The sequence below is a fragment of the Paraliobacillus sp. PM-2 genome, assembly GCF_001368815.1.
GTDB lineage: Bacteria > Bacillota > Bacilli > Bacillales > Amphibacillaceae > Paraliobacillus.
In genome coordinates, this window is record NZ_CTEI01000003.1 from 148,534 (window position 1) to 162,203 (window position 13,670).

The following is a 13,670-nucleotide window of genomic DNA, read 5'->3' on the forward strand; positions in this document are numbered from 1 at the left end:
TTTTTAATTTGACCCACATCAAATTTTTGAAAAATATCTCGGAAAGTTTGCGATCATCTCCAGCAAAGCTGTCGATGATCTACTTTTCCATAACGCATCTGACCCTTGTTTTCTTCCAAAAAGCGTGGTCAGTAATCTTGCAATATGGCTTTTAAAATATTTATTGCAACTTGAATATTTTCCTCCTTAACCATCGGTATATCAACAAAAACTTATACTTTCCTATAAGTTAAAAAGACAAGTTCAATGAAATACATTCATCAAACTTGCCTTATACACATTTAATTTTTTAATTGATTTATATCTTTAATTTGAATTTTTCTTTGTCCTTCTAGTTTAATTAATCCTTCAGACTCCATTACAGCTAAATTCCTACTTAATGTCTCAATCGTTGTACCAATTAGACCCGCAAAATTACCTTTACTTAATGGTAACGTAATACATACATCATTCACTTTATTAGGAAACTGTTCCTTTGCAAATTGTACCAACGCATGGGCAATCCGTTGTTCCACATGATGAAGTGTCAACTGTTCAATATGATTTTCTGTATTCTCTAATCGTTCACTAACCACTTCTAATAATTTACGAGCAATCTCTGGAAATGTTCGAACAATGGTTTGCATATCATTCCGCTTGATCATACATAGCTTCACATCCGTTAATGCTTCCGCTTGACTGGTATAATGATATTCTCTAAACAACGATAACTCACCAATAGAATCGGTATGTGTCAATATACGTAAAATTTGTTCTTTCCCATCTTGGTTAATTTTAGATAACTTTACTTTTCCGTCATTTACTACGATTAATCCTTGTGCTTTATCCTGCGGCATGAAAATTAATGAACCTTTTTCATATGTGATACTTTGCAAATGTTTACTAATCTGATTCATTTCTTCCTCTGTAAGGTGATTAAAAATCGGTACATGTGCTAAACACAATCGGTCTGATTGATGATTACAAGCTACCATCCACTTATTCTCTCCTTAAAATTGAAATGCTTCTTTTATTTGTAACGCTACTTCTTTTGCAGTCAAATCAGTATTATCTATACGAATATAATTATCTGCAGTTATCTCTTCTGGAAATGAATTTAATCGATACGTTTTCATCGTTTGCAATAACTCTGATTCTGATTGTTGTGTGTCACGCTTCGTTGCTTTATGCGCTAAACGATTAGGTGTTGTATTTCGTTTTAAGCGTTCTTCTACATCCGCTTCTAATTCTACATAATAGATCGTTGCACCTACTTTATCAAAAATGGCTGTCACGTTTTGAACAAAATCCCAATCTTCTTGTTGATCGAACGCCCAAACATAGGTAAATATAAAGCCTGGTAAGTCACTATGAGCTACTTCTGCAAAAATTTCATTTCGAAACAGGTGAACTAATCGTTCAAAACTTGGTGTTCCAAAATTAAAGAATGGCTGTACTAATTCAATGGTCATATGATTATGGAATAATTTAAAATCTGTCATTTTTTCTAATTCTTGACCAATCGTCATTTTACCGACTGCCTGTGGGCCGAACAACAAAATAAATTTCATCCAAAAACCTCCATTTTGTTTATCTATCATCATATCGTTCCACAGACTCGTTTTCAACCTATTTCTGACATATGAATCCTACTGTTTTATCCGCTCCATTAGATTGATCCCAATACCCATGCAAATAACTCCAAACAATACCAAGATCGCAATCGGTTCTAAAATAGCGTCAAATCCTCTATTATACATCATGGTATCTTTCAGTGCTTCTACACCATAGAATATTGGCATACCTTTCGAAACAGCCAACATAAAAGGGTTGGAAACGGCCTCTATCGGCCAAAATGCCCCTCCTAACATGGCCATTCCTGTAGCAACAATTGGATTAATTGCTTGTAATTGTTGTGGTGTACTAGCTATCCCTACAATTAACATCCCTAATGAAACAATAGCGAATACATAGCAAGCAATACTTACTAACATTGCACCCCATGAAGCATTTAAATGATATCCAAATAAGAAATGAAAAATAAGAAAAACGATACAAATCTGCACAAACCCGATAATAAAACAATATAATAAATGCCCTAGATATATTTGCCACTTTTTAATCGGAGATAAAATTAATCGATTCCACGTTCCTGTTTGTTTTTCAATAATAATGTGCATTAAATGAAAAAAGACGGTAAAAATGACAAAATAAAGTGTCATCCCAATTAAAACTTGATATCTGTTTGTGTCTGCATTGGAGTAATGACTCGTATTTCGTGTTTTTGTATTCACTGTTAACACCGGGTCATCTAAAGCTGCTTCTAATTCATTTTGGATGGATGTACCATTTACTAATTGATTTATATTATGGATAGCTCTTTCCTGTTCAAATAACTGGTGTACATATTGTTCTACTATCCTTTGCTTAGGGTCTTCAGTGCTAACTAAGAATTGATAATTGTTCTGTTGTATTTCAAGAGCATAATTTAATTTACCAGTTTGCACATAGTTTTTTGCTTCTTCCTCTGTTACTTTCTTAAAATGAAATTCTTCAGATTGATTAAGTAGTTCTAACCATTCAGTCATTTCAATATCACTATAGACATAAACCATTTCAGGTTGATCAGAAGTCCCGAATCCCGTCATCATGCCAACAAATAAAATGGTTAAAACAAAAAATGAGAGAATTAGCATAGGCGCTCGCTTCATGCGAGTTAACTGTAAAAGTAAAACCGACTTCATACTGATGACCTCCTTTTTGGGAAGATGACCATGCTAAGGAGAAATAAAATTAATGAGATAATAACTAGCTTAATAAACAAAAAATTTAGATTGCTTAGTGATACTCCCTGCATCCATTGAATATAAGCAGATAACGCTGCCCCATTCGGCGTCCATTCCCCTATTCTCCTTATAAAATCCGGAAGTTGTGCCGTCGGAAAAAAACTTCCGCCCAAAAAAGCAAAAATAGTTGTTATTCCACCAGAAAATATCGCATTTACATGATTACTATGCATACGAACAGATAAAGCTGAAAGAACTGCTCCGAATGCACCAACAGAACAAGCAAGCAAAAATGATATGAAGATCATACCAAACCAAAATGATATACTATACCCTTTAAACGATTGGAATAGAAATGTTGAGATCGAAATTAAAACAAATAATTGTAACATCACTATACTTGTTGTAGAAACAAATTTACTACTTAAATAGATAATAGGCGATTTTCCACTTAAAATAATACGATTAAACACATGTTGGCTTTTTTCAATATATGCTTTACTTCCAATCATGGATGCGACATACAAAACAAACATGACTGACATTCCAATTGTGTAATACTGCATTGCCGAGATTGGCTTATCATTTGAAGCAATCGTAATTGTTCCACCTAATGATTCCGCTGGTTCTTCCATAACATTTAACTTTTTGTCCGTTACAGCTGCCACCGCCGCCTGAAAATTTAACGAACGTGAAAATTCTTCTACTACTTGCTTAGCAATACTTGCTTTTACACTGCCTTCTTCCTCTACTATTAACTCTATTTGACTTCCGGAACCTTCTAAAAGAAACATTTTCTTTAATGTATGCAACGTAAAATCTTCTGGAAGAATAACAATCGCTGCAATCTCTTTTTGTTCTAATGCTTTTATCGCTTGCGCTTTACTCATCTCTGTCGTATGTATCATGTTTTCTACCTTGTCTGTTTGAAACACTTTTTTGAGTAAAGTATTAGGAAGTATGTCTTCTGAAGCAGCTATCATTTCCATTTTTGCTTCCTTCGGTAAAGTAAGCTGTGTCACTTCAGCTTCAAAAGCCTCGATTCCTGCCTGTTCTTGATCTTGAGAAACAATGGCCATATTCATATGAAGTATTTCACCATCATCACTCCATATTCCTCTTAGTGCAAATCCTAATATAGAAATAAGAATAACCGGCATTAAAATTAATATCATAAGTTCATTTCGCTCACGGATCAGCACTAATATATCCTTTTTTAAAAAGCTCCACATTTCTCCTACCTCCTTTCCTTAATCTCGTAAGGTGCGACCTGTAAGATGCAAAAAAACATCCTCTAATGTTGGAATTTGCACTTGTACATTTGTCACTTGCACACCAAATACTTCTGTCTGATGAAAAATACTGGCTAACTTATTACTACCCTTTGGAACAATTAGTTTCATTCCTTTATCGGTTTCTGACACTTGTAATATTTCTTGATCCTTTGCTAATGCTTCCATTAATGATGGTGAAGAAGGATGCATATCAATCAAAATGGTTTCCTCATTCGAAAGCACACGCTTTAACTCTTCTTTCGTACCAGATGCGATAATCTTACCGTGATCCATAATATATACACGATCGCATAGCCTTTCTACTTCTTCCATGTAGTGGCTCGTATATAAAATTGTCAACCCTTTTTCTTCGTTAAGTTTTCGAACCATTTCCAAAATGTAACTTCTTGATTGCGGATCAATCCCTACTGTTGGTTCATCCATAATTAATATTTCTGGTTCGTGTAGCAAAGCAATTGCGATATTAATCCGACGTTTCATTCCACCAGAATATGTTTTGACAACATCTTTTTGTCTTTCTTTTAAACCAACCATACGTAAAACCTTATCAATTTTAACTTCTAATTGTTTTCCATGAATCCTATAAATGTTTCCAAAAAATTTTAGATTTTCATAAGCAGATAATTCTTCATATAGTGCAATTTCTTGCGGCACAACGCCTAATACGTTTCGAATCAATTGTGGATGTTTGACCACACTTTTCCCGTTTAATCGTACGTCACCCTCCGTAGGTTTAATCAACGAAGAAATCATGGATATTGTTGTTGATTTACCAGCTCCATTTGGACCTAATAGTCCAACAGATTCACCTTTTTCCATGTAAATATTTATTCCATCTACCGCAAGCTGATTTTTAAATTTTTTTTGCAAAGCTTCTGTCTCAAGCAATCTGATTACCTCCTTTTACTTGTTTGTAGTACTACTATATAAAGAAAAAGACAGTACAAATACTGTCTTTAGTCACAAATTTATTCATCATCCATTACTAAAGTCATACAATGTGATTCCGAATGGCATAAATAGCTAGTTGGGTACGATCACGTAATTCTAATTTATCTAAGATTACACTAATATGATTCTTCACTGTACCTACAGATAAAAAGAGTTCCTCAGCTACTTCTTTATTACTTTTTCCATTCCCTAGTTGTTGCAATATTTCTAATTCACGAGGAGTTAAAGAAGGATCAACCCTTCTTTCTTGTTGCTGGTTAATTAGAGTAGGCATTATTTTTGCAGCTACTTGGTCTTGAAGCGATAAGCCACCAGACAAACAGCTTCGAATCGCGCGAATGAGATCTTCAGCTTCTGCATCTTTTAACATATATCCGTTCGCCCCACTTCTTAGTGCTTCAACGGCATAATTTTCGTCGTTGAAAGTGGTTAATATTAAGATTTTTCGATTTGGCCACCTCTTATGAATAACCTGTGCTGCCGTTAATCCATCCATTACCGGCATACGAATATCAAGTACAATCATATCGCACGCATAATTCTCACATGCCATAATCGCTTCTTTTCCATTTTCAACCTCAGCTACTACACTTATTTCCGAATCTGTCTCCATCATCATTCGCAGACTTTGACGCACCATTTTTTGATCTTCTGCCAAGATAATTCTAATCATTTATCAAACAGCTCCCTCTCCAATGGGATCTTCCCTCTAACAATGAACTGTCCACGGAATTTCTGAACATCCAATTTCCCACCAACATGTTCCATCCTTTCTCGCATAGATGTTATTCCAAACCCCTCTTTCACACACGATTGGTGTTCAAATGGATTATTTATTTCTACTTGAAAATAATTATTTGCTACTAATTCAAAAATGATTGTTGCCTCCTTTATCTGACTATGTCGCATCATATTTGTAAGTGATTCTTGGACGACACGATATACAGCAACAGTTTGTTCATTTGATAAAGGGGCAGTAAAAGCTCCATTTTTAACTGAAAATGTAATACGAACATGACTCTCCGCTTCCAACTTGCGAATGAGTCGAATAATTGCGGACAGACCACCTTCCTCTTCATTTTTTAACGTTTTAACTGCACTTCTCGTTTCATCTAAACTAGTTTTAGCCAACTCTTTTATATAGGTAAACTGTTTTTTTGTTTTTTCATCTGTTGATTGCATGCGCAGCACTTCTAATTGCATTAAAAGTGCTGTCAGTTGGTGCCCCACCGAATCGTGCATATCACGAGCAATTTGTTCTCTCTCTTCTTTTCTAGCTAACTTATCTGTTGTCGCTAGTCTTCTTTTCACCGTACGGAATTCGCTTTGTAATGTCTCATATAGCTCACTTATAATTTTTTCTTTTCTAATCGTTTGAGAAAAAGCTAGAAAGGCAACGCCGATTAAACAACCAGTAAATATAATGTTAATTAGTATTTCAACATTTTGAAAATATGGAATAATTGCTAATGTGATAAGGTATAAGTAAGTAATCATCGCATATCGGAGAGGTAACCGATAAAACCCTTTTCCTGCGATTAACACATAGATAAGAAAACTAAAAAAAGATACACTTTCTACTTGAGACGGATGAAGAATACGAAAACATAATAATCCCATTAGAAAGAACAGTACTGTATGTATAACATAATAGCGCTGACATAAAGGGGATAGAAAAAACAATCCAAAAAAAAGTGCACTCATAAGCAGAATCATTGGCTGTACAAACAAAGTTCCATATGAAAAAAATAATGTGATAAACCATGTGCAAAGAAATACGAAAGACCATAACCAATATGAGCGCATTATCCAAACTCCTCACCAGATGAAAATTTTCTATATATAGCATAGCAAATATATATTTGTAAAGAAATACTATCCTAGTTACTATTAGTCTTTTATTTTAATAATTTCGGAACAGTTAAAAAACCAGTTTCTATGTCAAAAGTCTTAAACAATTTTCATTAAAGCTGTTTACTAACATACAGTCGTGGGTATATAAACAATATATTTATTCAATATGTATAGAAATTATATATTTTTTTGCAATTATTTTACAAATTTAAACACCTAGGAGAGATACCATGTTAACAGACACAGCAATAAACAACCGAATGGATGAATTAGTGATACAAACAATGAATAAAAATATAGCCATTATTCGCTTTGACCTTGATCGACGAATAGCTTATGTTAATCCAATTTTTGCAGAAACCATGGGGTATACTGTCAATGAAATGATTGGAATGGGTCATCAATCATTATGCTTCCCTTCATTTGCTAACAGTAATGATTATCACATTTTTTGGGAGAATCTTTTTTCAGGAAATAGTTTTCAAGATAAAATAGAACGAAAGAATAAACAAGGGAAATCGGTTTGGTTAGAAGCTACTTACATGCCTATAGTGGACGAGCATAATCATGTCATTGGTATTACTAAGATTGCTACTGACATTACTAAACGACAACATACAATAACAAACGTAGTAGCAGAGCTACAGCACATGGCAGAAGATTTAAATCACCGTGCGGAGGAGGGGATAGCTCGCGGAACAGAAATTTCTCAAACAATTGATACCATTGCCTCTGTTTATCAGGAAAACAACACAACATTAAAAAACCTACAAAAACAGGCCGATGTTATCCAAGGAATCGTACAAACCATTCGAAAAATTGCTTCACAAACGAACTTATTGGCTTTAAACGCGGCAATTGAGGCTGCCAGAGCAGGTGAACATGGACGTGGATTTAGTGTAGTTGCTGAAGAAGTTAGAAAGCTATCCACTGGTGTAGATGAATCGATCACTGAGATTCGAGAAAATGTTGAATCTATTACAAAAGAAATAAAAGCTATTACAGATGGTACAAATAAAGTTTATAATCATGTGGACAATACCCAAAAGAAAATGAAAATGGCCACAGAAGATTTTGATACGATTTCTTCTGCTGCAGAGAAATTAGATAAGCGAGCACGAGAGGTAAGTACTGTTATTTAATGCTGGATTGTTTGCGTAGTCTATTTATTAGGCTACGCTTTTTAATTGAAATGGTAACAATCATACACTATGATAAGTGGAGAAGCTACTACAAAGGGGATATCAGATGAAAATAAGTCAAGTAACATCCAAAGAACAATGGGAAAAAGTCTATCAACTTCGCAAAGATGTATTTGTTACGGAGCAGGGGGTTGCTATCGAGGACGAATTCGATCAACATGATAATGATCCAACTACTATACATATTGTACTTGAAATAGAAGGTGCTCCTGCAGCAACTGGACGTTTGCGTGTTGTGAACGAACAAGGGAAATTAGAGCGTATTTGTGTGCATTCTAATTTTCGAAAGCATGGATTAGGAAAAGAAATTGTCCTCGCTTTAGAAGAGATTGTACGAAACAAAGGAATGCATACTGTTTATTTACATGGTCAAACCCAAGCAGAAAAGTTTTATCAAAAGTTGGGATACGAAACAAAATCAGAATCTTTTTTAGAAGACGGCATCCCACACTATGTAATGAAGAAAGATTTGGGACGAGGGGTCTGACCCTCTGTCCCATTATTTGATTAATAGATAGATAAAGTATGGTGCGCCTATTAAGGCGGTGACTATTCCAGCCGCGATTCCGTCTGGTTCTAAGACATTCCTTCCTATCGTATCTGCTATTAGTAATAATAACCCTCCTAACAGCATAGCAACTGGAAGGAATAATTGAAATCGTGGTCCCACAAGTGATTTTGCAATATGTGGAGCCATCAATCCCACAAAAGCAATACCACCCGTGACAGAAACTGCTGCGGCTGCCAATGCAACTGCCGCACCGATCAAAACAAATTGTTCCCTTGATTTATTTATTCCTAAACCAACAGACACATGATCATGTAAAGTTAAAATATTTAAACGATTCGCTTTATATAAGACAAATGGGAGCAACACCAACATCCAAGGTAACATGGCAAGAATAAATGGCCAATCTCCACCCCAAATATTACCTGCTAACCAGCTGGCTATAAAATCAACTTTTGCACGTTCAGCCGAAGAAATAATCACAATCATTACACCAGATAAGGCCATGGAAATACCAACACCCATTAATACAAACTTCACTGGTTGTAGTCCTTGATTTTTTTGATAGGAAAGTTTAAAAATCACAATCGCTGTCAAACAAGCACCAAGAAAAGCTATGACTGGTAGCAAATAAACAAAAGCGCCCGCTTCAACCGGGAAAAACAGAAAAAAGATAGCAATTGCTACACCAGAACCAGCATTTATCCCTATAATTCCTGGATCAGCTAAATCATTTTTTGTAATGCCTTGCAGAATTGCGCCAGAAGTGGCTAGCGCTATACCGGCTAGTATTGTAATCAAAACTCTTGGCAGGCGTATTGTAAATAAAATAAATTCTTCTTTCATTGTCCCTTGACCAAATAATGTAGGAAGTAATCGACTAACTGGTAGTGAAGCATATCCTAGTGCAATACTAATAAAAAATGCGCAAATAATTGCAAGGAATAAAAATAAAAGAATAATTCGTTGTTTTTTTATGATTGACGGATGAATCATGAGAAGGTTTTCCCTCCTTTATGTACTAGAAAAAGAAAAAAAGGTAACCCAAGTATAGAGACAATCGCTGCTATTGGTGTCTCATATGGTGCATGCAACGTACGTGCTAAGGTATCTGCTAACAACAAAAAGCTTGCTCCAACAAATGCAGAAATAGGAATAATAAAACGATAATCACTACCAACCATTGCACGTACAATATGTGGAATCATAAGTCCAACAAAGGTTAGATTACCAACTAGAGCAACAGAGGCACCAGTTAGTATGATAATAACAAGGAATAAAAGCCCCTTGATAGAGCGAGTACGCTGCCCTAAGCCAACAGCAACTTCTTCATTAAAACTAAGTATCGTTAGTTGTCTTCCTAGAAATAATGTGACAATCGTTGCGCCAACCATAGAAGGAATAATAATAGCTAATTGGTTCCAATTTGATCCAATGAGTCCACCGGCTGTCCACATGGAAATATCTTTTGAAATATGAAAATACAACCCTATCGCTTCAGCAATAGCTCCTAAAAACGCTGAAATGGCAGCACCTGCTAACACAATTCTAAAAGAAGAAAAGCCACCACGTTTAATCGAAGCAATACCAAACACAAGCGAAGCACCAACACCTGCACCAATAAAACAAGCTAGTAAAATTCCAAAATAATTAATAGTTGGTAACCAAGCTAATGTAATTGCCAAAGCTAAATTTGCTCCTGTCGTTAATCCTAACAAACCAGGGTCTGCTAATGGATTACGAGTTAAACCTTGCATTACAGCACCTGCTATAGCTAATCCCCCACCAACGAATATTGCTGCCACTTCACGTGGAAAACGAATCTCCCAAATAATTGAGGTCATATCGGTTTTACCCGAATCGGTAAAAGCATACCAAAGGTCAACAATCGTAATATCTGCTGCTCCAAACACTAGAGCGATTAACAAAGATAATAGCATGAGACCACATGCTAAAATCAATTGAAATATAAACGGCATCTTTTTCAGCAAAAATTATCGCTCCCTTACTCTAGTAAATCCAACAGATAATCTGTTAAATGTATGTATGAATAAACGGAAATCCATTGTGTAAATCTAAATTATCCTTAAACGATTTTAACATAAACATGCAATGAACAGGATTCTGATAAATTAGAATCCTGTTCATCTACTTACTCATTCTCTAAAAAACTTTTTTCAAAGAAATCTAATTGATAATCTAGTGTTGTTGCATCGTTAAAATAAAAAGTTTGTGCATCTACTTCATATACATGATCTTTTTTTACGGCTGGAATATTTTTATATGTTTCTGTTTCTTGAAAGGAGGTATCCGTTTCAGTATTCTTACTAAAAATCATATAATCACCAGCATACTCAGGTAATACTTCAGGAGAGATGGCATAGTAACCATCAGTTAATGCCATTTCTTTTACTTTCTCTGGCATTTTAAGTCCCATTTGTTGATATAAAATCTCTGTGCCTCGACCCCAATTATCTCCAAAAACATATAATTGTTTTTCAAAATTTTCAATTACTGTAACAGTAGCGTCTTTACCAATTTTTGCTTTTATATCTTCACCAATACGATTCGCACGTGCTTTAAAATCTTCTACCCATTTTCTTGCTTCTTCTTCTTTGTTTACTAGTTTACCAATTTCAATATGTTGGGTGAGATAGTCCACTTTGTTATAAGTAAAAGTAACCGTAGGTGCGATTTCTTTTAGTTTATCTGCATTATTAATATTCGATAAACCGATGATTAAATCTGGTTCAAGTTCAAGTAATTTTTCTAAACTCTCATCAGAAACTTCTTCTACATCTGCGAGTTCTTCGTCAAAATTCGGATTCATTTTAGACCAAGAATCTACACCAACTAGATTGATATCTAATTCCATTAAATTTCCTGCAAATGTAGATAATACTGCAACTCTCTTAGGATTAGCGGGAACTTCCACTGGACCATTCTCTGATTCATAAGTAACGGTTTCTGTTGTCTCTTTATCACCCGTATTTTCTGTTTCTTCTGTTTGATTCGTACATCCTGCAATAAATACGAGCATTGCTAGCAGCATAAATATTTTCTTCATCATATATTCTCCTCTTAATTTGCTTGTTTCGTTATTGATTGTTTAATAAGGTTATAGGTCATACACATTGGTCTGTTCGAACATGGATCTTGACACACACTTGCATCAATATGAAATACTCTCCTTAATACATCATGACAAACGACATCATCAGGGCTTCCTGTTTTTACAATCTCCCCTTGTTTCATTGCCACCATATAATCGGCGAAACGAGCAGCTTGATTAATATCATGTAAAACCATAACAATCGTTCTGCCTTCTGTTTGATTTAAATACTGAAGAAGCTCTAAGATTTCTAATTGATGCGCCATATCTAAATAGGTCGTTGGTTCATCTAAAAATATGATTTCAGTATCTTGCGCGAGTGCCATTGCAATCCAAACCCTTTGACGCTGTCCACCTGATAATGCATCAACAGATTCATGTTTATAGGAAAGGGTATTGGTCACTTCTAAGGCCCAATCAATCATTACTTTATCATGCTTTGTTAATCTTCCTAATCCTTTCTGATAAGGAAATCTTCCATATGATACTAATTCACCAACGGTTAGATCTGGCATACTTTCTGGTGTTTGCGGGAGAATAGCTAACTTTTGAGCTAATTCTTTTGTGTTTTGGGTATGAATAGAAGCACCATCCAAAACAACCTTCCCTTGATCTGTAGTAATGATCCGGGTCATAGTTTTTAATAATGTTGATTTCCCACAGCCATTTGCTCCGATAATCGCTGTAATCTTTTGATCAGGTATAGTGATCTCCATATTTTTCACAATTAAGTTTTCACCGTATCCAACAGATAAATTTTCCGTAAATAAACGAGACACAAAGTGACCTCCCTATCATTTCACATTGATAACGATTCTCATTTTCGCTTATAATGATAATATACTTATCTTAAGCAGCTTTTGTCAACTCAATTTTTAAAAATACGATTGATTATATAGAAATGGGGTAAATATAGTGACAACGAATACAACATATGATGTAACCATTATTGGCGGTGGTCCCGCCGGATTATTCGCTGCCTTTTATAGTGGATTACGTGGATTAAAAACAAAAATTATTGAATTCCAGCCATACTTGGGTGGTAAAGTACATGTTTACCCTGAAAAAATGGTATGGGATGTTGGAGGGGTTCCACCGTTATCTGGCGCAAAGTTAATTGATCAAATGGTAGAACAGGGATTAACATTTGATCCTACCATTGTTTTAAATACAAAAGTAACGTCCGTTACACAAGATGAACAGAAAATCTTCCACCTGCATACTAATGAAGGTGCTATACACGCAACAAAAACTGTTATCATTGCAATTGGAGGTGGAATCTTACAACCACAACGATTAGAATTAGAACATATCACTCATTTCGAACAAACTAATTTACATTATTTAATGAAACCACTAGCATATTTCAAAAACAAAGATATCCTTATCTCTGGTGGTGGACATTCTGCTATGGATTGGGCAGCTGAATTAGAACCTATTGTTAACAAAATCTATTTGACCTATCGTGGAGACACTTTCAAAGGGCATGAAACAGTTATCAAACATTTATTATCAAGTAAAAAAGTAACAAGCTTCTTTGAGACAAATATTACTAAGTTCATACCATCTGATTCAGGTGACACGATCGAACAAGTAGAATTGACTGAATTACACACTAATAAAAAACATCAACTAGCGCTTGATGACGTGATTGTTCATCATGGGTATATTCGAGATACAAGTTTGTTACAATATAGTCCTTTGCCAATCACTTTACATGATGATTATTTTATTGCAGGTAGTCCGTCTAGCGAATCATCTGTAGAGGGTATATATGCAGCAGGAGATATACTTCATCATGAAGGAAAGTTGCATTTAATTGCTGGAGCATATCAAGATGCAGCTAATGCAGTAAATATGGCAAAGAAATATATAGATCCTGAAGCTTCTAGACAAGCGATGGTGTCTTCCCATAATGATGAACTTAAACAAAGAAATAAAGCAATTATAAAAGAAATGATGGGACGAGGGGTCTGACCCTCT

The 13,670-nt window shown here is 35.1% G+C and carries 14 protein-coding genes; 3 read left to right on the plus strand and 11 right to left on the minus strand.

Annotated elements, in window-relative coordinates:
- Nucleotides 1–281: 281 nt before the first annotated feature.
- The 7 genes from BN1058_RS13330 to BN1058_RS13360 form a co-directional block, all read right to left on the minus strand.
- The gene (locus BN1058_RS13330) at nucleotides 282–974 is read right to left on the minus strand and encodes a Crp/Fnr family transcriptional regulator (protein WP_090858741.1); all 693 of its coding nucleotides are present in this window, start codon (nucleotides 972–974) and stop codon (nucleotides 282–284) included.
- A gap of 15 nt (nucleotides 975–989) precedes the next feature.
- Entirely contained in the window at nucleotides 990–1,550 is a 561-nt protein-coding gene (locus BN1058_RS13335; protein ID WP_090858744.1) for a DEAD/DEAH box helicase family protein, read from the minus strand.
- A 78-nt stretch (nucleotides 1,551–1,628) separates the two neighbouring features.
- On the minus strand, nucleotides 1,629–2,723 hold the full coding sequence (locus BN1058_RS13340) for an ABC transporter permease (protein WP_090858747.1): 1,095 nt from the start codon (nucleotides 2,721–2,723) through the stop codon (nucleotides 1,629–1,631).
- A complete protein-coding gene (locus BN1058_RS13345) occupies nucleotides 2,720–3,997 on the minus strand; it encodes an ABC transporter permease (RefSeq protein ID WP_090858749.1) in 1,278 nt (425 codons plus the stop codon). Before BN1058_RS13345 ends, BN1058_RS13340 begins: the two co-directional genes overlap by 4 nt.
- Before the next feature lie 18 nt (nucleotides 3,998–4,015).
- Entirely contained in the window at nucleotides 4,016–4,948 is a 933-nt protein-coding gene (locus BN1058_RS13350; protein WP_090858752.1) for an ABC transporter ATP-binding protein, read from the minus strand.
- 103 nt (nucleotides 4,949–5,051) lie between these two features.
- On the minus strand, nucleotides 5,052–5,684 hold the full coding sequence (locus BN1058_RS13355) for a response regulator (protein ID WP_090858755.1): 633 nt from the start codon (nucleotides 5,682–5,684) through the stop codon (nucleotides 5,052–5,054).
- Nucleotides 5,681–6,817: a sensor histidine kinase gene (locus BN1058_RS13360; protein ID WP_090858757.1), complete on the minus strand. Its 1,137-nt coding sequence runs from the start codon at nucleotides 6,815–6,817 to the stop codon at nucleotides 5,681–5,683. The genes BN1058_RS13355 and BN1058_RS13360 overlap by 4 nt, the downstream gene beginning before the upstream one ends.
- A gap of 278 nt (nucleotides 6,818–7,095) precedes the next feature.
- On the opposite strand from BN1058_RS13360, the gene BN1058_RS13365 reads away from it, so the two are divergent.
- Nucleotides 7,096–8,007, plus strand: coding sequence for a methyl-accepting chemotaxis protein (locus BN1058_RS13365; RefSeq protein ID WP_176694530.1), 912 nt, complete (start codon nucleotides 7,096–7,098; stop codon nucleotides 8,005–8,007).
- Between the two features lie 106 nt (nucleotides 8,008–8,113).
- Nucleotides 8,114–8,554, plus strand: a complete 441-nt coding sequence (locus BN1058_RS13370) for a GNAT family N-acetyltransferase (protein WP_090858760.1) — start codon at nucleotides 8,114–8,116, stop codon at nucleotides 8,552–8,554.
- Between the two features lie 12 nt (nucleotides 8,555–8,566).
- Here the strand turns inward: BN1058_RS13370 and BN1058_RS13375 are convergent, their stop codons facing one another.
- From BN1058_RS13375 to BN1058_RS13390, 4 genes are all read right to left on the minus strand, one after another.
- Nucleotides 8,567–9,571, minus strand: a complete 1,005-nt coding sequence (locus BN1058_RS13375; RefSeq protein ID WP_090858763.1) for a FecCD family ABC transporter permease — start codon at nucleotides 9,569–9,571, stop codon at nucleotides 8,567–8,569.
- Entirely contained in the window at nucleotides 9,568–10,554 is a 987-nt protein-coding gene (locus BN1058_RS13380) for a FecCD family ABC transporter permease (protein WP_090859161.1), read from the minus strand. Before BN1058_RS13380 ends, BN1058_RS13375 begins: the two co-directional genes overlap by 4 nt.
- A 173-nt stretch (nucleotides 10,555–10,727) precedes the next feature.
- On the minus strand, nucleotides 10,728–11,642 hold the full coding sequence (locus BN1058_RS13385) for an iron-hydroxamate ABC transporter substrate-binding protein (protein ID WP_090858767.1): 915 nt from the start codon (nucleotides 11,640–11,642) through the stop codon (nucleotides 10,728–10,730).
- 14 nt (nucleotides 11,643–11,656) lie between these two features.
- A complete protein-coding gene (locus BN1058_RS13390) occupies nucleotides 11,657–12,466 on the minus strand; it encodes an ABC transporter ATP-binding protein (protein ID WP_090858770.1) in 810 nt (269 codons plus the stop codon).
- A 136-nt stretch (nucleotides 12,467–12,602) separates the two neighbouring features.
- Here BN1058_RS13390 and BN1058_RS13395 point away from each other — a divergent pair, with 136 nt between their 5' ends.
- Nucleotides 12,603–13,664 (plus strand): NAD(P)/FAD-dependent oxidoreductase, encoded by a 1,062-nt coding sequence (locus BN1058_RS13395; protein ID WP_090858773.1) that lies wholly within the window; start codon nucleotides 12,603–12,605, stop codon nucleotides 13,662–13,664.
- Nucleotides 13,665–13,670 lie beyond the last annotated feature (6 nt).